We start from the raw sequence: 22131 nt of genomic DNA, 5'->3' as shown, positions 1-22131 counted from the left end.
TTGGCGGGGCGGCCGCCGATGTTATGAACGTTATTGCGCGCAAGTCAACGCGTTCGCTCAACTTCAAGCGTCGTTCATGCAGTATTTGCGCGGAAAGTCCAAGCGGCGCGGTGCGGAAGTCCAAGCTCAGTCGGTCGGCACCAGCGGCGGGTCGTCGGGAGGGGGAACGCGCGAACTCCAGCCGCCGGGGACGGCCTGGACGCGCGATTCGCGGAAGCGCGCGGGGGAGAGGCCTGCCCGCCGGGTGAAGAGCCTGCTGAAGTAGGCGGCGTCTTCGTAGCCGATCGCCTTGGCCACCTCCTGCACCGGCATTCGCGTGGTGGCAAGGAGTTCCTTGGCGCGGTTGAGGCGCAGCGTCAGCAGGTGGTCCTTCAAACCGGTTTCGGTGCTGCGCCGCACCGCGGCCCGGAGCTCGGGCAGCGTCATGCCGCGGCGGGCCGCGATCTCCGCGACACTGATCGGCAACAGGGCGTCCCGCGCCAGCGCCTCCAGCAGGGATCCGTCACCGGGAGTGCGGTCGGCGGCCCGCCGGAGGGCCACCAGCAGGTGATGCACGGCCGCCGAGGCGTCGACCTGGGCCAGCGGGCTGCCGCCTCGCGCGCACCGCACGATCCGGCTCACGATGTCGCGCACGGCCTCGACGTCGCCCAGCGGTACCACCGGCTTCGAGGGCGTGACGTAACCGAGTTCCACGTAAGCGTCCACGGCGGTGCCGTCGAAATCGACGAAACACTCCTCCCAGCCGTGCGCGGGGTCGGGCGCGTAGTGATGACCGACCCCGGGAACGAGCCACAGCAAGGCGGGCGCGACAACTTCCTGGCGCTCGCCGCCCGCCACGGCGAACCAGCCGCGCCCCTTGGACACCACGACGGCGACGTAATGGCCGAGCACGCGCGGCCCCACGACGGGCAGGGTTCCGTGCTGCAGCCCGACACCGAGGCACACCAAGCCGAGCCGGCGGTGCACGGCGGACGGGGTGAAGTACCGCATCCAGGTCCGGTAACCCATCCCCGCATCCTCGCGCAAGCACTTCGGGGCGCCTTCGTGGGGCTGGAAAGGATTTCGTTCGCTTCGGTTCTTGATCGCGGCGAAATCCTCGGCGCGGCAACCGTCTCCGCGGAATCGCCGGAAGTTCCGGTATACGTGGCGGGGAAATTCACCTGTTCGAAACGCGCGTCTTGTCGGCGATCACGTCAGTCCGCCGGCCAAGCCGAAGAGCGGAATTCTGTTCTACACCGATCTTGTCGGCTATACCGAGGGTATTCGCCGACCTTCCTGCTTCGCTGCCTGGTTTCGTGATTGGACGGACGACACGCGTGTTCAGACGGACGACACGCGTGATCGGCCGGACGACTCGTGGCGGAACCCGGCCCGGTCGGTCACACGATCGAGGTATGAGGCCCGTCTCGCCGGACTCCGGGGGTATCCCCCTGGAAACGGAGGAGGCAACGATGCCCGACAACGAACTTCCGGGTTTCCTGATCATCGGCCTGATCTTCGTCGTCGCGGACGGCCAGGTCCTGTATCGCGGTGCCCGCCGCTACCTCACCGGGCCGGACGCCCGCGAGGGAAGCGGGTCGGTGGCCTGGATGGTGGTGACGGTCTTCCATCTGGCGGCGGTCGGGATGCTGGCGCTGCTAGCGGTCGTGGCTCCGGAATGGTCCGGTTCGGCGGCCGCCTTCGTCGGCAGGCTGGGCGTGTTCCTGCTGCTCATGGCGGTGGCCCACGTCCTCACCCTGTCCGTGCTCGGCCATCGGCGCCAGGACCACGTGGTCGAGACGCGGTTGCGGCAACGCGAGGACGACCGCGTCGACTCCGTGCGGGAGCCGACGGTCACCCCGGTGCCTGGGCAGGAGGGCCGGAACCCGCAGGTGAGCCCGGATCTCGGTGACCGAGGTCCGTACCAGGCCTGAGCCCGATGGCGAGGTGGAGCTGCCGCGCCCACCAGCGCACTTGCGCGGCCGAGTCGTCCGCGGCGGCTCCGCTGATCCCGGCGCTGCGCCGGAAATCGCTCCCGTACAGGGACTCCAAAGCCATCGCCTGATGCAGGGCGGCGACGGCGAGCCGCGTGTCTTCGAGGGAGCCGCCGGGGGGCCGCAGCCGGTGGAGGGCGTCGACGACCGGGTCGAGCATCCCGCTGCCCGGGTCGCGCCAGCCCGCAGCGTGCAGTGCGATCGCCAGCTCGCCGTAGCCGTTCCGGTACAGATCGTGCAGCGCCTCGACGAGTTCGAGCAGGTCGGCGCCGTGATCCAGCCAGCTCGCGAGAAGGTCCTGAAGCGCGTCCCGGAGACGGCGCCCACCGTGCCGGAGGAGTTCGGCGAGCAGTTTCTCCCGGTTGCCGAAATGGTGGGCGACGCCGGCGTCGGTCATGCCGACCCGTGCGGCCACGGCCCGCATCTGGACGGCGGCGACACCGGACTCGGCGAGCAGCGCGGCCGCGGCGTCGAGGATCAGCCGCCGGGCCTCTTCGGGCGTCCGTCGTGCTCGGGGTGTCGTCACGACCGGCATCGTACCTTGATGCGCCAAGGTATCCGCGCTACCTTGACTATTCAAGGTAAGGGGGCGGACATGACCACCGAAATCAGTCTCGACCTGGGCGACGTCACTCTGCGGGGCACGGTGACCGGCACTGGGCCGACGGTTCTGCTGCTGCACGCGGGCGGGGAACGCCGCGCGGTTTGGGCGCCGGTCGCCGCGATGCTGGCCCGGCGCGGGTTCCGGTCGGTGGCCTTCGACCTGCGCGGTCACGGGGACAGTTCCGGTCAGGCGACCACGCTCCGGGCGCTGGCCGGCGACGTGGCCGGGATGATCGGGAGCCAGCCCGCGCCGATCGTCCTCGTGGGTGCGTCGGTCGGCGGTCTGGCCGCCATCGCGGCGCTGGCGGACCCCGCCGTCGCGGCCGGGGCTTCCGGGCTCGTGCTCGTCGACGTCGTACCCAGCATCGAACCGGCCCGGGCGCGTTCGTGGCTCGGCTTCCATGGGCTCGACGGCCGCTACACCCGCCTGGTGGAGGACGTTCTCGGCTCGGGTCCGGCCCTGCTCGCGACGGCCGGGGCCCTGGACCTGCCCATCCTGGTGGTGCATGCCGGGCGGGACACACCGCTTCGCGACGTCGATGTGGATCGTTTGCGCGCGGCCAATCCGCGTGTCGCCGTCGCCGGTGTCCCGGCGGCTGGGCACCTCGTCGCGAGAGACGCACCGGAAGCCCTCGCGGACCTCGTGTCGGCATGGCTTTGTGGCATCCGTCACGGGACGGTTTCGACGCCGGGGGCGGGCGGGCAAGATCTGCGATAGAGCTGTGCGGCGCAGGTGAAGGACAACGTCGTGCACTCGGCGCTACCAGTTGGTAACTTATTGTCGGGGCCTCGAAAACCCCATAAGAAGCGGCAACAACGCGCTGCCTACAATGTCGGGCATGACCTACAGCGAACCAGCGCGATCAGCTGCCCCCCGCACCGGATCGCTGGCGTCCGCCCCCTCGTCGGCCGTCTTGGCAACGGGAATCACGATTTATGGATGCGGTCAGGACGAGGCCGCCCTGTTCCGGGAGATGGCACCTCGTTTCGGCATAATGCCGACCATTGTCGAGGAACCGGTATCCGAGGCCAATATCGAGCTGGTCTCCGGGAACAGGTGTATCAGTATCGGCCACAAGACCAAGGTCACGAACTCCATTCTTCTCGCGCTCGCCGAAGCGGGCGTGAAATACATCTCCACGCGGAGCATCGGCTTCAATCACATCGACGTGGAATACGCGGCGAGCGTCGGGATCACCGTCGGCAACGTCGCCTACTCGCCGGACAGCGTCGCCGACTTCACGCTCATGCTCATGCTGATGGCGGTGCGCGACGCCAAGTCCATCATCCGCCGCACCGAGGTCCACGACTACCGGCTGAACGAGGTGCGCGGGAAAGAGCTGCGCGATCTGACCGTCGGCGTGGTCGGAACAGGGCGTATCGGGGTCGCCGTCCTGGAGCGGTTACGCGGTTTCGGCTGCAAGGTGCTGGCCTACGACACGGTGCTGACCGCCTCGGCCGAGTACGTGCCGCTCGACGAATTGCTGCAGCAGAGCGACATCGTGACACTGCACGTGCCGCTCAACACGGATACCTATCATCTCCTCGACGAGAAGAACATCGAGCGGATGAAGGACGGCGCGTACGTCATCAACACCGGACGTGGTCCGCTGATCGAAACCGAAGCCCTCATTTCGGCGCTGGAAAGCGGAAAGCTGGGCGGAGCGGCGCTGGACGTCCTCGAAGGAGAGGAAGGTATCTTCTACGCCGACTGCCGGAACAAGGCGATAGAGAGCAAAACGTTGCTGCGGCTGGAAAAACTGTCGAACGTGCTGATCAGTCCGCATACCGCCTATTACACGGACCACGCGCTGAGTGACACTGTCGAGAACTCCATCATCAATTGTCTCCAATTCGAAAGCGGGAAGTAGTATGGGTAGGCTGAAAATCGGAATTCTGTTCGGCGGGCTTTCCGAAGAACATCCTATCTCCATCAAATCTGCGCGCGAGGTCCAGAAGAACCTCGACCTCGAAAAGTACGAGCCGTACTACATCGGGATCACCCAGAGCGGTTCCTGGATGCTCTGCGACGGCCCCGCCGAGGATTGGGAGAACGGCAACGTCCGTCCGGCCGTCCTGTCGCCGGACCGCGGCGTGCACGGCCTGCTCGTCCTGGACGAGGGCAAGTACGAGACGATCGCCCTCGACGTGGTGCTGCCGGTCCTGCACGGCAAGTTCGGTGAAGACGGCGCGATGCAGGGCCTGCTGGAGATCTCCGGCATCCCCTACGTCGGCTGCGACCTCCCGAGCTCGGTCATGTGCATCGACAAGTCCCTGACCTACTCCGTCGTCCGCGGCGCGGGGATCGAGACGCCGACCTTCTACATCGTCACGTCGGACAACGACGTCGACCCGGACCAGCTGAACTACCCGGTCTTCGTGAAGCCCGCCCGCTCGGGCTCGTCGTTCGGCGTCAGCAAGGTCTCCTCGAAGGAAGAGCTGCCCGCCGCGCTGGCCGAGGCGCGCCAGTACGACGCGAAGATCCTGATCGAAGAGGCCGTCATCGGCAGCGAGATCGGCTGCTCGATCCTCGGCAACGGCGACGACCTGTTCGCGGGCGAGGTGGACCGGGTCGCGCTGACCCACGGCTTCTTCAAGATCCACCAGGAGAAGAGCCCCGAGACCGGCTCCGAGAACTCGAGCTTCATCGTCCCCGCCGACATCCCGGACTCCTCGCGTGACCGCGTCCAGGAGACGGCGAAGGTCATCTACCGCGCGCTGGGCTGCCGCGGGCTGGCGCGGGTCGACCTGTTCCTCAAGGAGGACGGGAGCGTGGTGCTCAACGAGGTCAACACCCTGCCCGGCCTGACCTCCTACAGCCGCTACCCGCGCATGATGAACGCCGCCGGCCTCTCGCTCGGCGACGTGATCGACCGGCTGGTGAACCTGACGCTGGCGGGCCGTGACGAATGAAGGATGATTTCGTCTTCGTAGACGAGGTCGTCTCCGGAATCCGCTGGGACGCCAAGTACGCCACGTGGGACAACTTCACCGGCAAGCCGGTGGACGGCTACCTGGTGAACCGGATCGTCGGCACGCGGGCGTTCTGCGCGGCGCTGGAGAAGGCGCGGGACAAGGCCGAGGAGCTCGGTTTCGGGCTGCTCCTGTGGGATGGATACCGCCCGCAGCGCGCCGTGGACCGCTTCATGCGCTGGGCGGAAGAGCCCGAAGACGGCCGGAAGAAGGCACGGCACTACCCGAACATCGACCGGCCTCAGATGTTCGAGAAGGGCTACGTGGCCACGAAGTCGGGCCACAGCCGCGGCAGCACGGTCGACCTGACGCTCTACCACCTGGACACCGGCGAACTCGCCGACATGGGTGGCGACCACGACCTGATGGACGTCGTCTCGCATCACGGGGCGGCGGGCGTCACGGAAGAGGCCGCGAAGAACCGCGCGCACCTGTGCGCGGTCATGGAGGGATCGGGCTTCAGCTCGTACGAGTGCGAGTGGTGGCACTACAACCTGAAGGACGAGCCCTACCCGGACACTTATTTCGATTTCCCCATCGCGTAGGTGTCGCGCGTGAAGGCCCCCTTCCCTCGGCTGAGCCGAGGGAAGGGGGCCTTCACGCGTTTCGGGGTTTGTGAAGGCCCGCGCCGCGACAATTGTCGCGAACACCATTTCATCCCATGAATATCCGTGCGGCTCTGGTGAGTGTGGCGGCCGAACCGCGGGGCTCGTCCCGTGTCGTGACCGGGGGCCGAACGCTGTCCATTCGCCACCCCGCGCGCACGAACCTCCTTCCGGTGGATCGATGGACGACGCCGCCGGAGAGGGCGGCGCGGACGAACCGGGGCCGGCTTCCAGCCTGCCACGCTTCGCTTTGCTCATGGGTGTTCCCCGTCCGGGTGAGATTCCGCCCGGACCGTGGGACGAGGGCTCGGCCGTTCGTGTGAATAAGTATCGAAGAACGGAACATGAACCGCCGGTGCTGTGATCATCCCGGTAGAAGACGAGCCGCGCGAACGGCCTAACAAGACCTGCGAACAGGCTAACCGGGACACCGGGAACGAGCTTGTAGGCGGGCCCTTTACTTATGTTCGCCAATCGAGTCAATACCGCATGCGGAGTTCCGGATATTGATCTTGGGCGCGTCGTTCACTACGAAAATCACACTGTTCGTCAATTGCCGACATGGATTGTTCATGCCATGCTGCACAGGTGCGCATCAGCTGGGGCTGACATGGTGTGCACGCTTTGCTGGGGACAGAGGGGGTGCGTCGGTGACTCGCGACCACGAGGCAAACCAAAGACTTCACTCGCCGATCCTCTGAACCGAGCAGGTATGGAGTCCATAGATCGGACATGTCCGGGACCTCGCGCCGAAGCGGGTGTCGGTTCCGTCAGGCTGACCAAGTGTCGGCCCTGCCGGGCCGAAGTCGCCGAGCGTTCGTCTCGCAAATCGCCGTCGGGGCGATGGGAGGATGCCGTTCAGCTTCGGTAGTTCGTCGGAACACGCGCCAGCGGTCGACTGGGAGACCGTCGGGGCGAGCCGCCGCATGCGGTTCTTCCTTTGTGGCGCTTGAGGGATCCTCACCGTCGAGGACACCCCGCCCTGCTGCCGAAGCCGGCATCGGACGGGTTCATGGTGTCCAACCACCGAAGCCAAGCAGTTGGACGGTGAGGTTTCCGTGCCATGTGCGAAAGTTGCTGAATCAACAGATTCAATGGGGGCTAGGTGGATCCGACGAGAGTTGACTTGTCCGCTCTCCCTGTCGTCGAAATCGAGCTGTCGAGACTGTCCACTGCGTGTTCGCCGCGAACTTCGGGCGAGGATCCAGAGCATGTCGAGACACTGTTGTCGGCGGAGTGGGAGCTACCGCCCATTCTCGTTCACCGCCCGACGATGCAGGTGGTCGATGGCCTGCACCGGCTGAAGGCGGCGCGAGTACGAGGCGATACGAAAATCTCCGCGAGGTTCATCGACGGCGCCGAATCCGACGCCTTCGTGCTCGCGGTGGAAGCGAACATCCGGCACGGCCTGCCGCTTTCCCTCGCGGACCGGAAACGGGCGGCCGTCCAGATCATCGGGACGCATCCGCAGTGGTCCGACCGGCGGGTGGCTTCGGCGACCGGCATCTCCGCGGGAACCGTGGCGGATCTGCGCAGGCGGGGCGGCGAAGGCGGGAACGGCGCCAGGATCGGGCGGGACGGGCGGATCCGGCCGGTGGACAGCTCCGAGCGGCGGAAGCTCGCCGCCGAGCTGATCCGCAACGATCCCGGCCTTTCACTGCGCCAGGTCGCCAAGCAGGTCGGCATCTCCCCGGAGACGGTCCGGGACGTGCGCGGCAGGCTGGAGCGCGGGGAAAGCCCGACCCCGGACGGGAGCAGGCGGCTGCGCACGAAGCCGGATCCGTTGAGCCTGACGGAAACCGACCTCGGTCACTCGCTGGACCGGGAACGGCTCACCGTGCTGGAGCGGCTCAAGGCCGACCCGGCGCTGCGGTTGAGCGAGGTCGGCCGGATCCTGTTGCGCATGCTCGCCATGCACTCCATGGACGGGCAGGAATGGGAACGGATCCTGCACGGGGTCCCGCCGCACCTGTACGGCGTGGTCGCCGGCTTCGCCAGGGATCACGCCCGGGTCTGGGCGGGGTTCGCGGATCACCTGGAGAGCCGGGCGACCGATCTGGCCGCACGGTGACCGGCTAGCCGCGAAGGGGACTTTTCCGCGTGTGGCGCGGAGAAGTCCCCTTCGTGGTGCCCAGGCCCCGTGGCTCGACATCGCCGGGAGAGCGGCCTAATACTGCAACGGCAGTTGGTCGTCGTGTGGTAGATCATCGTTGTGGTGGTCGATGTGGTGATGGGGCAGCTGGATCGGGTTCATGATCGGATCGCGGGACGGTTCAGGCGGTCGGAGCCGCGGGGCCGGGCTCGGGAGTATGTGTCCGGGCTGGTCGCGGGGTTGGAGCGGAAGAACGGCTGGACACTGGCGGAGCAGTCCGGTGAGGTGTCTCCGGATGGGATGCAGCGGTTGTTGCGCTGGGCGGACTGGGACATCGACGGGGTGCGTGACGACGTGCGGGACTACGTGGTCGAGCATCTCGGCGAGCCGGGCGGCGTGCTGATCGTGGACGACACCGGGTTCCTGAAGAAAGGTGTGCGCTCGGCCGGGGTGCAGCGGCAGTATTCCGGGACGGCGGGGCGGATCGAGAACTGTCAGATCGGGACCTTTCTCGCCTATGCCGGTGATCATGGGCATGCGCTGATCGATCGGGCGCTGTATCTGCCGGAGCCGTGGATCGCCGACCGGGACCGGTGCCAACGGGCGGGGATTCCGGATGAGGTCGAGTTCGCCACGAAGCCGCGGCAGGCGATGGGCATGCTGGCGCGGGCGTTCGAGGCGGGTGTGCCGTTCGCGTGGGTCACCGCCGATGAGGCCTACGGGCAGGTCAAGTACCTGCGAGCCTGGCTGGAGGAACACGACGCCGCGTACGTGCTGGCCACCAAGGTCAACGACACCCTGATCACCGCCGAGGGCACCGAACAGCGGGCCGATGAGCTGATCGCGGACCTGCCCGCCCGGGCGTGGCGGCGGTTGTCGGTCGGTGCCGGCGCGCACGGGCCGCGCGAGTACGACTGGGCACGGGTGCCGGTCCGGATTGGCTGGCAGGCCGGGCGCGGGCACTGGCTGCTCGCCCGGCGTTCGATCTCTGATCCGACCGAGATCGCCTACTACATCTGCTACGGGCCCCGCCGGTCCACCCTGCTGAACCTGGCCTGGATCGCCGGGGCGCGCTGGCGGATCGAAGAGTGTTTCCAGCAGGCCAAGAACGAAGCCGGACTGGATCACTACCAGGTCCGGTCCTGGCGGGCGTGGTACGCCCACATCACCCTGTCGATGCTCGCCCACGCCTGGCTCGCCGTCGCCAAATCCCTTGCCATAAAAGGGGAATCGGTATCGCCGAACCAGACATGATCAGCTTTACACTACCGGAGATCCGGCGCCTGCTCACCAAGCTGGTCCTGCGTGTCGCCGACGCCGCCGAACACATCTGGTCCTGGTCACGCTTCCGCCGCCGACGACAACACCAAGCCCGCCTCAGCCACTACAAACGCCGCGGCTACCCACTTCCTTAACTGCCGTTGCAGTACTAAGAAGTAGCTGTGACCATCGAGAAGGCGCTTGTCGTCGGCACCGGCCTGATCGGCACGTCGGCCGCGTTGTCCCTGCGGGAAAAGGGTGTCGCCGTCCAGCTCACCGACATCGACGAACACGCCGTACGAGTGGCGCGGGAACTCGGCGCCGGCCGTGACTGGACCGGCGAGGAAGTGGATCTGGCGGTGATCGCCGTCCCGCCGCACCTGGTGGGGGAGCGGCTGGCCGCACTCCAGAAGCAGGGCGCGGCACGGGCGTACACCGACGTCGCCAGCGTGAAGGCCGGTCCGATCGCCGACGCGGAGCGGCTCGGCTGCGACCTGATCTCTTACGTACCAGGGCATCCGCTCGCGGGACGGGAGCGATCCGGTCCGGCCGCGGCGCGCGCCGGCCTGTTCGCGGGCCGCCCGTGGGCGCTGTGCCCCGGCGTCGAAACCGGGGCCGAGGCACTACGGCTGACCTGCGAACTGGTGTCGCTGTGCGGGGCCGAGGCCGTCACCGTCGGCGCGGCCGAGCACGACTCGGCGGTGGCGCTGGTGTCGCACGCGCCGCACGTGGCCGCCTCGGCGGTGGCGGCGAGCCTGGCGGGTGGCGACGACGTCGCCTTGCGTCTCGCCGGGCAGGGATTGCGTGACGTCACCCGTATCGCGGCCGGAAATCCTTTGCTGTGGCGGGAGATCCTCGCCGGGAACGCGCTGCCGGTGGCGGCGGTGCTCGACCGGATCGCGGCCGACCTCGCCTCGGCGGCCACGGCGCTGCGGGCGGACGACCTCGACGGCGTGACGGATCTGCTGTGGCGTGGGGTGGACGGGCAGGGCCGGATCCCCGCCCGGTAGCGGGTGATCCTCCGGGGGTAAGGCAAGCGTGGCATGGTGCGAAAGTGGCTTTCGCAACGTGACGCGGAGTCGTGAGTGGCGTGGCTGGGGGCGTAACACGCGTGATCGGGGGCGCAACTCGCGTGATTGGGGGCGTAACTCACGTGATCGGGGGCGTAAGAGCAAAAGTGTCCTTTGTGGACAAAGTGACCGGAGATGCTCCGCGAGGGGCACTCGTGGACATCGACACGATTCAGCACGATTGAAGTCGCCGACTCCGTGCGTGAGAGGGATGCCCAAATGGAAGTAATGTTGCGCTTCGGGGCGTCGCCCAAGAGCGATGACGACCCCGATCCCTGGTCGAACCGGGTCCGTCCGGGGACGGTGCGCAGAGTTCTCGCGTATTTCCGCCCCCATGTCGGCAAGGTGGCGATCTTCGTCCTGATCGCCGCGATGGAGGCGTTCGTCGTCGTCGCGACCCCGTTGCTGATGAAGGAACTCATCGACGGCGGCATCCTGAAGAACGACTTCGGGGTCGTCATCCTGATGGCGGTGCTGACCGCCGGCCTCGCCGTGGCGGGCGCGCTGCTGTCGCTGTTGTCCGCCTACGTCTCCGCGAAGATCGGGGAGGGGGTCACCTACGACCTCCGGGTGCAGGCCCTCGACCACGTCCGGCGGCTGCCGATCGCGTTCTTCACCCGCACCCAGACCGGGGTGCTGGTCGGCAGGCTGCACACCGAGCTCATCATGGCGCAGCAGGCGTTCGGTCATCTGCTGATGGCGGCGACCAGTGTGGTCACCGTCCTGCTCGTGCTGGCCGAGCTGTTCTACCTGTCCTGGCTGGTCGCCGTGGTCACGCTGGTGCTGGTGCCGCTGTTCGTCATCCCCTGGATCTGGGTTGGCCGGATCATCCAGCGCCGCACCGGAACGCTGATGGAGACGAACGCCGGGCTCGGCGGGCTCCTCCACGAGCGGTTCAACGTCCAGGGCGCGATGCTCTCCAAGCTCTTCGGCCGCCCGGACGAGGAGATGGCCGACTACCGCAAGCGGGCGGGCAAGATCCGCAACATCGGCGTCAGCATCTCCATCTGGGCGCGGATGTCCTTCGCCATGATGGCGCTGATGGCGTCGATCGCCACGGCGGTCGTCTACGGCGTCGGCGGCGGGCTCGTGATCGAGGGGGCGTTCCAGCTCGGGACGCTCATCGCCATCGCCACCCTGCTGGGCCGGCTGTTCGGGCCGATCACCCAGCTGTCCGGGCTGCAGGAGACCGCGCAGACCGTGGTGGTCAGCTTCGCGCGGATCTTCGAACTGCTCGACCTCAAGCCGTTGATCCAGGAACGCCCGGACGCCAAGGAACTCGAGAAGAGCAAGGCGCCGGGCATCGAGTTCGACGACGTGGTGTTCCGCTATCCCACCGCGGACGAGGTCTCGCTGGCGTCGCTCGAACACCTGCGGACCAAGCGGGAGAACGGCGACAAGACGGCGGACGTCCTGCGCGGCATCAGTTTCGAGGCGCCGTCGGGGACCCTCACCGCGCTCGTCGGCCCGTCGGGCGCGGGCAAGAGCACCATCACGCACCTGGTCTCGCGGCTGTACGACCCGAACGGCGGCGCGGTCCGCTTCGATGGGCACGATCTGCGCGATCTGTCCTTCGACTCGATCCGCGGCACGGTCGGGGTGGTCAGCCAGGACGCCTACCTCTTCCACGACACGATCCGGGAGAACCTGCTCTACGCCCGCCCGACAGCCACCGAGGAAGAGCTGGTCGAAGCGTGCAAGGGGGCGCAGATCTGGGAGCTGATCCAGTCGCTGCCCCGCGGGTTCGACACCGTCACCGGAGACCGCGGGTACCGCATGTCCGGTGGGGAGAAGCAGCGGCTGGCCATCGCCCGCTTGCTGCTGAAGGCGCCGACGGTCGTCGTGCTGGACGAGGCCACCGCGCATCTGGACTCCGAGTCTGAGGCCGCCGTCCAGCGGGCGCTCAAGACCGCGCTGCGCGACCGGACGTCGCTGGTGATCGCGCACCGGTTGTCCACGATCCGTGAGGCCGACCAGATCCTCGTGATCGACGGCGGAACGGTCCGTGAACGCGGGACGCACGACGAGTTGCTGGCGCGGGGCGGGCTGTATTCGGAGCTGTACCACACGCAGTTCGCCAGGCCGGAGAACAACGCGCCCAAGCCGGAGCCTGAGGAAGAAGAGTTCGACGAAGAGCCGCTGGACACCGTGGTCTACGGAGGATGACGATGAGTTCCGCAGCGCAGGCCGCACCGACGGTGCTCGATCTCTTCGCCAGGCAGGTGGGCCGGGCACCCGGCGCGGTGGCCGTGGCCGACGGGGACCGGACCCTGACCTACCGGGAGCTCGATGACCTCGCGGGCAGGCTGTCCGGTCGGTTGATCGCCCGCGGCGCTCGCCGGGTCGCGGTGATGCTCGACCGCTCGGCTGATCTGCTGGTCGCCTTGCTCGCCGTCTGGAAGGCGGGCGCGGCGTACGTGCCGGTGGACGCCTCGTATCCCGCGCCGCGGGTGGCGTTCATGGTCACGGATTCGGGTGCGTCCCTGATGCTGTGCTCGGCCGAGACGCGTGACAGCGTCCCGGACGGGGTCGAGGCGATCACCGTCGCGGATGAGGCGGGCGAGGTCGCGGTCGTTCCGGCGAGCCCGGATGACCTCGCGTACGTGATGTACACGTCCGGCTCGACGGGCAAGCCGAAGGGTGTCGCCGTCCCGCATTCCAGCGTCGCGGAACTGGTCGGGGAACCCGGCTGGGCGATGGGACCCGACGACGCGGTCCTCATGCACGCGCCGCATTCCTTCGACGCGTCCCTGTGCGAGATCTGGGTGCCGCTGGTGTCGGGCGCCAGGGTCGTGATCGCCGCGCCGGGGCCGGTGGACGCCCGGCGGCTGCGGGAAGCGGTCGCGGGCGGGGTGACGCGGGCGCATCTCACGGCGGGCAGTTTCCGTGCGGTGGCGGAGGAAGCGCCGGAGTCGTTCGCGGGACTGCGCGAGATCCTGACCGGCGGCGACCTGGTACCCGCGCACGCGGTGGACCGGGTGCGCCACGCCGCGCCCGGCGCGCGGATCCGGCATCTGTACGGGCCGACGGAAACGACGTTGTGCGCCACGTGGCATGTGCTCGAACCGGACGACGACCCGGTGGCGGTCCTGCCGATCGGGCGTCCGCTGTCCGGGCGGCAGGCCTGGGTGCTGGACGACTCACTGCGGCCGGTCGCCCCGGACGTGGTCGGCGAGCTGTACCTGTCCGGTGCCGGGCTGGCCGATGGCTACCTCGACCGGCCCGGGCTGACCGCGGAGCGGTTCGTGGCGGATCCGTTCGCGCCGGGCAAGAGGATGTACCGCACCGGTGACCTCGCGAAATGGACACCGGACGGCGAACTGCTCTTCGCGGGCCGCGTCGACCACCAGGTGAAGATCCGCGGGTTCCGCATCGAACCCGGTGAGGTCGAAGCCGCGATGACCGCGCAGCCGGACGTCCACGAGGCCGTCGTCGTGCCGATCGACGGCCGCCTGATCGGTTACGTGGTGGCGGACGTGGAACCCGCGCTCGTCCGCGAGCGGCTTCAAGCGGTCCTGCCCGACTACCTGGTCCCGGTCGTGGTGATGGCGGTGGCCGCGTTGCCGCTGACCGGCAACGGCAAGGTGGACCGGGCGGCGTTGCCCTCGCCCGATTTCACCGCGAAGGCCGACGGGCGCGAACCCGTCACCGAGGCGGAGCGTGTCCTTTGTGGACTGTTCGCCGAAGTGCTCGGCATCGATCGTGCGGGCGTCGACGACGGCTTCTTCGAACTGGGCGGGGATTCGATCCTCGCGGTGCGCGTCGCGGCCCGTGCGGCGAAGGCCGGCTTGCTGGTGACGCCGTCGCAGATCTTCGGCGAGCGGACTCCCGCGCGGCTGGCCGCGGTGGCGGGCATCGCGACGGCCGACCGGCCCGTCGATGGCCCCTTGGTCGAGCTGACCGCGGAGGACGAGACGGAACTGCCGGACGCTGTCGAGGTCTGGCCGTTGGCGCCGCTCCAGGCGGGGCTGCTCTTTCAGACGACCCTGGACGACCAGGGGCCCGACATCTACCAGACCCAGTGGATCGTGGAGCTGACCGGACCGCTGGACGTCGCCCGGCTGCGGTCGACGTGGGAGGCGGTTTTCGCCCGGCATCCCGAACTCCGGCTGACCTTCCACCGGCTCGCTTCGGGCAAGGCGGTGCAGGCCGTCGCCGGCCGCGTCGAGCTGCCGTGGCGCGAGGTCGACCTGTCCGGCGCCGGCGATGTCGAGGAGGCCGTCAAGGCGCTGTCCGCGGCGGAGCAGCGAGACCGGTTCGACCTCGCCAAGGCGCCGTTGTTCCGGCTCGTGCTGATCAAAACCGGCGAGGATCGGCATCGGCTGTTGGTGGTCAACCACCACATCCTCACCGATGGCTGGTCGGTGGCGGTGATCCTCAACGAGGTGTCCGAGGCGTATACGTCAGGTGAGTTCCCCGAGCGGACGGCCGCCTCGTACCGCGACTATCTGGCGTGGCTGGACAGGCAGGACAAGGACGCGGCGCGCGCGGCCTGGCAGGCGGAGTTGTCGGATATCGACGTGCCCGCGCTGGTCGCCAAGTCGGACACGGCGACGGGCTACGACTACCGCGTCACCCATCTCGCGCCGGAGCTGTACACCCGGCTCACGGGTTTCGCCCGCGACCACGGGCTGACGCTCAACACGGTGGTGCAGGGCGCGTGGGCGCTGGTGCTGGCGCGGCTCGCACGGCGGACCGACGTCGTGTTCGGCACCACGGTCGCCTGCCGTCCCGCCGAACTGCCCGGCGTCGAATCGATGCCGGGGCTGATGATGAACACGATCCCGGTGCGGGTTTCGCTGGATGGTGGGCAGTCCGTTGTGGACATGCTCACCGGTCTCCAGCGGCGTCAGGTCGAGCTGATGCCGCATCAGCACCTGGGGCTGACGGAGATCCAGAAGACGGCCGGACCCGGCGCGATGTTCGACACGCTGCTGGTGTTCGAGAACTACCCGCGGGACTTCGCCGAGCAGTTCTCGTATCTGGGTACGGTCGAAGGGACCCACTATCCGGTGACGGTCGGGGTTATCCCGGGCGAAGAGTTCCGGATCCAGCTCGCTTACTGGCGCGGGCAGATCGACGAGGCCGTCGCTGATTCCCTGCTGGACTGGTTCGCGGGTGCGCTCGGCGCGATCGTCGAGGAGCCGTCCGCGCTCGTCGGACGGACCGGGATGGGCGAGATCCCGTTGCCCCGCTGGGCACCCGCGTTGATCGACGGCGAGCCGCTGCCGGAGCTGATCGGGCGAATGGCGGCCGAGCGGCCGGACGCGGTGGCGGTCACGGACGGCGAAGGCGACCTGACCTACGCGGAACTGTGGGACCGGGCGACGAGGTTCGCCGCCGTCCTGCGGGCGGCGGGAGTCGACCGGGAGCGCCGGGTCGGCCTGGTGGCCGGACGGTCCGCGTGGTGGCTGATCGGGATGCTCGGGGTGTCGCTTTCGGGCGGCGTCTTCGTCCCGGTGGACCCCGCGTACCCGGCCGAGCGGGTGAAGCTGATCTTCGGCAGCGCGGACCCGATGCTGGTGGTGTGCCAGGGAAAGACGCGCGAGGCGGTGCCGGAGGAATTCGCGGACCGGCTCATGGTGCTCGACGAGCTGGACCTTTCGGCGGCCCCTGACCCGGTCCTGCCGAAGGTGGGGATGCGCGACGCGGCGTACGTGATCTATACGTCGGGATCGACGGGAACCCCGAAGGGCGTGATCGTCACCTACTCGGGCCTGGGCAACCTGGCGATGGCGCATATCGAACGGCTGGCCGTGACGCCGTCGTCCCGTGTCCTGCAGTTCGCGGCGCTCGGCTTCGACACCATCGTGTCCGAGGTGATGATGGCGCTGCTTTCCGGGGCGACGCTGGTGATGCCGCCGGACGAGGATCTGCCGCCGCAGGCGTCGCTGAGCGACACGCTGGAGCGCTGGGACGTCACGCACGTGAAGGCTCCGCCGTCGGTGCTGGCCACCGTCGACGTGTTCCCGGCCGGGGTCCAGACGGTGACCGCGGCGGGGGAGCTTTGCCCTCCCGGACTGGTGGACCGGCTTTCGGCCGACCGCCGGATGCTCAACGCGTACGGGCCCACCGAAACCACGATCTGCGCGACGGTGAGCATGCCGCTGGCGCCGCGCGGCGAGGTGATCCCGTTCGGTGGGCCGATCGCCGGGGTGCGCGGCTATCTGCTGGACGCGTTCCTGCGGCCGTTGCCGCGCGGCGTCGTCGGTGAGCTGTATCTGGCGGGAATCGGGGTGGCGCGGGGATATCTGGGACGCGCGGCGCTGACGTCGGAGCGGTTCGTCGCGGATCCGTTCGTGCCCGGCGAGCGGATGTACCGGACCGGTGACCTGGCCTACTGGACGGACGAGGACGAGCTGGTGTCCGCCGGCCGGGCCGACGACCAGGTGAAGATCCGCGGGTTCCGGGTCGAGCCGCGCGAGATCGAGTTCGCGCTGTCCGACGACCCTCGGGTCACGCAGGCCACGGTGACGGTTCGTCAGGGGCGCCTGGTCGCCTACGTGTCGCCGGGCGACGTCGACCCGGAGGCGCTGCGGGCCGAACTCGCCGAGCGGATGCCCGCGTACATGGTGCCCGCGGCGGTGATGGCGCTGGACGTCCTGCCGCTGACCGCGCACGGGAAGATCGACCGGAAGGCGTTGCCCGAACCGGATTTCTCGTCGAAGACGGCTGGAAGGGAACCGGCGACCGAGGCCGAGCGGATCCTGTGCGAGGTCTTCGCCGAGGTGCTCGGGCTGGCGCGGGTCGGGGTCGAGGACAGCTTCTTCGAGCTGGGCGGGGACTCGATCTCGTCCATGCAGGTCGCGTCCCGCGCGCGTCGTGACGGCATCTCGCTGACCCCGAAGCAGGTGTTCGAGCACCGGACGCCGGAACGGCTCGCGCAGCTCGTGACGGAAGTGCTTGTGCCACAGCGGGAAACGATCGCCGACGGGGTCGGTGAAGTCCCGCTGACGCCGGTGATGCGGCTGTTCGGGGACGGCACCGCGGCGCCGGGCTTCGCGCAGTGGATGGTCCTGGGCGCTCCGGCGGATCTGACGGAAGAGACGTTGACTGCCGGACTCTCGGCGGTGCTGGATACGCACGACATGTTGCGGGCGCGCATGGTCGACGGGCGGCTGGTGGTCGGCGAGCGTGGCTCTGCGGGGACTTTCACCCGCGTGAAGGCCGACGACCGCTCGCTGGACGAAGTGGCGCGGGAGGCCGTCGCGCGGCTGGATCCCGCCGCGGGCGTGGTCGTCCAAATCGTGTGGTTGGACGCCGGAGCGGACCGGGTCGGCCGGCTCGTCGTGGTGGCGCACCACCTCGTGGTCGACGGGGTTTCGTGGCGAGTCCTGGCGTCGGATCTGCGAACGGCGTGCGAGGCCGCGGCGGCCGGGCGGAAGCCGGAACTGGAGCCGGTGGCGGTGTCGTTCCGCCGGTGGGCGGGCTTGCTCCAGGAGTGGGCCGTCTCCGCCGAGCGGGTCGCGGAACTCCCGGCGTGGCAAGCGGTTCTCGGCCAAGGTGAGCAGCCGGAACCGGCGGGCGCCGTGCGCTCGAAGTCGTGGGTGGTGCCTTCCGCGCAGACGTCGGTGCTGGCCGGGCGGGCGCCGGTGGTGTTCCACTGCGGCGTGCACGAGGTCCTGCTGGCCGGGCTCGCGGGCGCGTTGGCCCGGTGGAGCGCGTCGGACTCGGTGCTGGTGGACGTCGAGGGCCACGGCCGTCATCCGGCCGAGGGAATGGACCTGTCCAGGACGGTGGGCTGGTTCACCAGCACGCATCCGGTGCGGCTCGACGTCTCCGGGATCGACCTGAACGGGGTACTCGCCGGGGACGCGGCGGCCGGGACGTTGCTGAAGGCGATCAAGGAGCAGTCGCGCGCGGTGCCAGGCGACGGGCTCGGCTACGGGTTGCTGCGTCATCTCAACGCCGAGACCGAGCCGGTGCTGGCGGCGCTGCCGTCGGCACGCATCGGGTTCAACTACCTCGGCCGGTTCGCCGCCGGGGAAAGTGGCGATGTGCGGGCGTGGCAGCAGGTCGGTGAGATCGGCGGCTCGATCGACGCGGACATGCGGCTGCCGCACGCGCTGGACGTCAACATGATCGTCCAGGATCTGCCGGACGGGCCGGAACTGATCCTCATGCTCGAATGGTCGGACGACGTGTTCGACGAAGCCGGAATCGAACGACTGGTCCAGGAACTGCTGGCCGTGTTGTCCGGACTGGCCTCCCAAGCGGAAGACCCCGCCGCCGGCGGGCACACCGCATCCGATTTCGGTCTCCTCGAATTGGACCAGGACGAGATCGAGAGCTTCGAAGCATTGGCAGCGGAACTCAGCGAAGGCCGGGCATCGTGAACACTTCGACGACAACTTCTGGATCGGCCCCTTTTGGATCGGCACTGGCCGAGGTCTGGCCGCTTTCCCCGATGCAGGCGGGCATGCTCTACCACGCGTCCTTGGACGACGAGGCGCCCGACATCCATCTCATCCAGCAGACGCAGATCATCGACGGGCCACTGGACACCGAACGGTTCCGGAAGGCCTGGGAGGCCGTGCTCGGCAGGCACGCCGCGCTGCGGGCGAGCTTCCAGCGGCGGAAGAACGGCGAGACGATCCAGCTCATCCCGCGCGAGGTCAAACTTCCGTGGGCCGAACGCGATCTGTCCGGTCTGTCCGAAGGGGACGCACTCGCCGAGGTGGACGCGATCGCGGAGAAGGAACGCTCCACGCGGTTCGACCTCACACGGCCGCCGTTGCTGCGGCTCATGCTGATCCGGCTCGGCCCGGACAAGCACTGCCTGGTGACCACGAGCCATCACCTGCTCATCGACGGCTGGTCGCGGGCGCTCATCGAGGCGGACCTCCTGGAGATCTACGCGACGGGTGGCGTCGCGCGTGCCCCTGGTTCGTACGGGAATTACCTTGCCTGGCTGGGAAAGCAGGACAAGGAGGCGGCCAAGGCTGCTTGGCGCGCGGAACTGGACGGGGCCGACGGAACGTCGCTCGGGCTGCCGGAAACTCCGGGGAAGGCGCACGGGCTGCCCTCGAGCGAGGTCGTCCGCCATTCGCCGGAGTTCACCTCCGCGCTGGCGGAATTCGCCCGCCGCAACGGGTTGACGTTCAACACGCTCGTGCAGGGCGCGTGGTCGCTGGTGCTGGCGAGGCTGGCGCGCCGTCAGGACGTCGTGTTCGGCGCGGTGGTCTCCGGTCGGCCCGCGGAACTGCCAGGCGCGGAGCAGACCGTGGGGCTGTTCATCAACACCGTGCCGGTCCGGGTGCGGTTGGACGCCGACCAGCCGGTCTTGCGGATGCTGACGGAGCTGCAGGACCGGCAGTCGGAGATGATGGCGCACCACCATCTCGGTCTGCCGGAGATCCAGAAGCTGGGCGAAGCGGGTTTCGACACGATCGTCGTGTTCGAGAACTACGCCGATCCGGCGAGCGGCTCGCCGTCCGAGCTCAGCCTGACTTTGCGCGACTTCAACCAGGCGACGCCGTACGCGATGACCCTGGGTGTCATGCCGGGCGAAAGCCTCGAGATCGAACTGCAGTATCACGCCGTCGAAGCGTCCGTCGCCAAGGCGGCGCTGGACGGGCTCACCCTGGTGCTGGAGCGGATCATCGCGGCGCCTGGGACGCCGGTCGGCAGGTTGGACGTGCTCGACGAGACCGGCCGTGCGCTGGTGGTCGAGCGCTGGAACGAGACGGACGACATCGTGGACGCGTCGTCGGCGGTGGAGCTGTTCGGCCGTCAGGTGGAACGGACGCCGCACGCGACGGCGATCGTGGCCGCGGACCGGGAGTACTCGTTCGCGGAACTCGGCGAATGGTCCGGCAAGCTGGCGACGGTGCTGACGGCCCGGGGTGTGCGTCGAGGCGACTGTGTCGGTGTCGTGGTCGAGCGGTCGGCGGAACTGCTGGCGGCCTGGCTCGCGGTGTGGAAGGCCGGCGCGGTGTACGTGCCGATCGATCCGGACTATCCGGCCGAGCGGGTCGCGTTCATGCTGGAGGATTCCGCGGCGACCGCGGTGGTGTGCCGGGCCGGGACCGCGACGCCGTCCGGGTATCCGCGGATCCTCGTGGACGATCCGGTCGAGGGTGAGGCTTCGTTGGTCCCGGTCGGGGCGGACGATCTGGCGTACGTGATGTACACGTCCGGCTCGACCGGGACGCCGAAGGGTGTGGCCGTCCCGCACGGTGCCGTCGCGGCGTTGCTGGGCTACCGGGTGTGGGATCTGCATCCCGGTGACGCCGTGCTGATGCACGCGCCACACACCTTCGACCCGGCGCTGTACGAGGTCCTGGTGCCGCTCGTGGCGGGCGCGCGGGTGATCCTCGCCGGGCCGGGCGTGATCGACGCGAACACCCTCGCCGCGCACGCGGCACGAGGCCTCACGTCGGTGAACTTCACCGCCGGCCAGTTCCGCGCGCTGGTGCAGGAGAAACCGGACTGTTTCGCGGGTCTGCGCTACTTCCAGACCGGCGGGGACGTGGTGCCGCTCGGCGCGGTGGAGCGGGTGCGGCAGGCGTGCCCGGACCTTCGTGTCCTGCACACCTACGGGCCGACGGAAACGACGTTCTGCGCGTCGTGGAAGGTGATCCGGCCCGGTGACGACCTGGGCACGACGCTGCCGATCGGCAAACCGCATCCGGGGCGGCGGCTGTACGTGTTGGACGTCTTCCTGCGGCCGCTGCCGCCGGGCGTCGCGGGCGACCTGTACATCGCGGGCGCCGGGGTGGCGCACGGTTACCTCGGCCGTACCGCGTTGACGGCCGAACGGTTCGTCGCCGATCCTTTCGCGTCCGGCGAGCGGATGTACCGGACGGGAGACCTGGCTTACTGGAACGACGAAGCCGAGCTGGTCTTCGCCGGCCGCGCGGACACGCAGGTCAAGATCCGCGGTTATCGCGTGGAACCGGGCGAGGTCGAGGCGGTGCTGGCGGACCAGCCGGGCGTCGACCAGGCGGTGGTGGCGGTCCGCGACGGGCGGCTGATCGGCTACATCGTGTCCGGCGCCGGGGTGGACCCGGTGCGGCTGCGCGACCGGATCGCCGGGCTGCTGCCGGAGTACATGGTGCCGTCGGTGGTGATGGCGCTGGCCGCGCTGCCGGTGAACGCGAACGGGAAGGTCGACCGGAAAGCGTTGCCGGAGCCCGATTTCAGCGGGCACATCGCCGGCAGGGAACCGGTCACGGAGATCGAGCGGCTGCTGTGCGAACTCTTCGCCGAGATGCTCGGACTGGCGCGGGTGGGCGCGGACGACAGCTTCTTCGAGCTCGGTGGGGATTCGATCGTCTCGATGCAGCTGGCGGCGCGGGCGCGGCGTGAGGGGATGACCTTCGGCGCGCGGGAGGTGTTCGAGTACCGGACGCCGGCGGGGCTCGCGTCGTTCGTCGAGCTGGGCGAGGAGCCGGACGAGGTGCCCGCGGCGCGGAAACCCGCCGCCGACTTCGAACTGGTCGAGATGGGGAAGGACGAGATCGAGGAATTGGAGTCGGAGTTCGACACCGTGTAGAGGCTGCGGTTCGCATTGGGGTCGTGAGTGGCGTTTCGGGTTCTAACCCGAAACGCCA

General features: G+C 68.7%; 11 protein-coding genes and 1 pseudogene. 10 read left to right on the top strand and 2 right to left on the bottom strand.

What is annotated here, in order from left to right:
- Window positions 1–126: 126 nt before the first annotated feature.
- On the bottom strand, window positions 127–1008 hold the full coding sequence (locus tag H4W30_RS33735) for a helix-turn-helix domain-containing protein (protein WP_192746267.1): 882 nt from the start codon (window positions 1006–1008) through the stop codon (window positions 127–129).
- Between the two features lie 443 nt (window positions 1009–1451).
- Between H4W30_RS33735 and H4W30_RS33730 the strand changes: the two genes are divergently transcribed.
- On the top strand, window positions 1452–1913 hold the full coding sequence (locus H4W30_RS33730; RefSeq protein WP_192746266.1) for a hypothetical protein: 462 nt from the start codon (window positions 1452–1454) through the stop codon (window positions 1911–1913).
- Here H4W30_RS33730 and H4W30_RS33725 read toward each other — a convergent pair.
- On the bottom strand, window positions 1834–2499 hold the full coding sequence (locus tag H4W30_RS33725; protein ID WP_318780713.1) for a TetR/AcrR family transcriptional regulator: 666 nt from the start codon (window positions 2497–2499) through the stop codon (window positions 1834–1836). The two genes, H4W30_RS33730 and H4W30_RS33725, sit on opposite strands and share 80 nt — an antisense overlap.
- A 69-nt stretch (window positions 2500–2568) precedes the next feature.
- On the opposite strand from H4W30_RS33725, the gene H4W30_RS33720 reads away from it, so the two are divergent.
- From H4W30_RS33720 to H4W30_RS33680, 9 genes and pseudogenes are all read left to right on the top strand, one after another.
- Complete coding sequence (locus H4W30_RS33720) at window positions 2569–3294, top strand: alpha/beta fold hydrolase (protein ID WP_192746264.1); 726 nt, start codon at window positions 2569–2571, stop codon at window positions 3292–3294.
- A gap of 121 nt (window positions 3295–3415) precedes the next feature.
- The gene (vanH, locus tag H4W30_RS33715; RefSeq protein WP_192746263.1) at window positions 3416–4447 is read left to right on the top strand and encodes a VanH-AOV family D-lactate dehydrogenase; all 1032 of its coding nucleotides are present in this window, start codon (window positions 3416–3418) and stop codon (window positions 4445–4447) included.
- A 1-nt stretch (window position 4448) separates the two neighbouring features.
- A complete protein-coding gene (vanA-Ao2, locus tag H4W30_RS33710; RefSeq protein WP_192746262.1) occupies window positions 4449–5489 on the top strand; it encodes a D-alanine--(R)-lactate ligase VanA-Ao2 in 1041 nt (346 codons plus the stop codon).
- Complete coding sequence (vanX, locus tag H4W30_RS33705; protein ID WP_192746261.1) at window positions 5486–6094, top strand: D-Ala-D-Ala dipeptidase VanX; 609 nt, start codon at window positions 5486–5488, stop codon at window positions 6092–6094. Before vanA-Ao2 ends, vanX begins: the two co-directional genes overlap by 4 nt.
- A gap of 1333 nt (window positions 6095–7427) precedes the next feature.
- Complete coding sequence (locus H4W30_RS33700; protein ID WP_371878873.1) at window positions 7428–8225, top strand: helix-turn-helix domain-containing protein; 798 nt, start codon at window positions 7428–7430, stop codon at window positions 8223–8225.
- Window positions 8226–8366: 141 nt separating this feature from the next.
- Window positions 8367–9500, top strand: coding sequence for an IS701 family transposase (locus H4W30_RS33695; RefSeq protein WP_043829840.1), 1134 nt, complete (start codon window positions 8367–8369; stop codon window positions 9498–9500).
- A gap of 188 nt (window positions 9501–9688) precedes the next feature.
- Complete coding sequence (locus H4W30_RS33690; RefSeq protein ID WP_192746260.1) at window positions 9689–10516, top strand: prephenate dehydrogenase; 828 nt, start codon at window positions 9689–9691, stop codon at window positions 10514–10516.
- 279 nt (window positions 10517–10795) lie between these two features.
- On the top strand, window positions 10796–12742 hold the full coding sequence (locus H4W30_RS33685) for an ABC transporter ATP-binding protein (RefSeq protein ID WP_192746259.1): 1947 nt from the start codon (window positions 10796–10798) through the stop codon (window positions 12740–12742).
- A 32-nt stretch (window positions 12743–12774) separates the two neighbouring features.
- Window positions 12775–22073: pseudogene (locus H4W30_RS33680) on the top strand (amino acid adenylation domain-containing protein).
- Window positions 22074–22131: the final 58 nt, after the last annotated feature.

This window comes from Amycolatopsis roodepoortensis (assembly GCF_014873915.1).
Taxonomy (GTDB): domain Bacteria; phylum Actinomycetota; class Actinomycetes; order Mycobacteriales; family Pseudonocardiaceae; genus Amycolatopsis; species Amycolatopsis roodepoortensis.
This window is presented reverse-complemented; position numbering and strand designations above follow the sequence as displayed.

Excerpts from the sequence above, each read along its gene's own strand:
- H4W30_RS33735 (WP_192746267.1), bottom strand. The coding sequence starts at position 1,008 with ATGGGTTACCGGACCTGGATGCGGTACTTCACCCCGTCCGCCGTGCAC.
- H4W30_RS33730 (WP_192746266.1), top strand. The coding sequence starts at position 1,452 with ATGCCCGACAACGAACTTCCGGGTTTCCTGATCATCGGCCTGATCTTC.
- H4W30_RS33720 (WP_192746264.1), top strand. The coding sequence starts at position 2,569 with ATGACCACCGAAATCAGTCTCGACCTGGGCGACGTCACTCTGCGGGGC.
- vanH (WP_192746263.1), top strand. The coding sequence starts at position 3,416 with ATGACCTACAGCGAACCAGCGCGATCAGCTGCCCCCCGCACCGGATCG.
- vanA-Ao2 (WP_192746262.1), top strand. The coding sequence starts at position 4,449 with ATGGGTAGGCTGAAAATCGGAATTCTGTTCGGCGGGCTTTCCGAAGAA.
- vanX (WP_192746261.1), top strand. The coding sequence starts at position 5,486 with ATGAAGGATGATTTCGTCTTCGTAGACGAGGTCGTCTCCGGAATCCGC.
- H4W30_RS33700 (WP_371878873.1), top strand. The coding sequence starts at position 7,428 with ATGCAGGTGGTCGATGGCCTGCACCGGCTGAAGGCGGCGCGAGTACGA.
- H4W30_RS33685 (WP_192746259.1), top strand. The coding sequence starts at position 10,796 with ATGGAAGTAATGTTGCGCTTCGGGGCGTCGCCCAAGAGCGATGACGAC.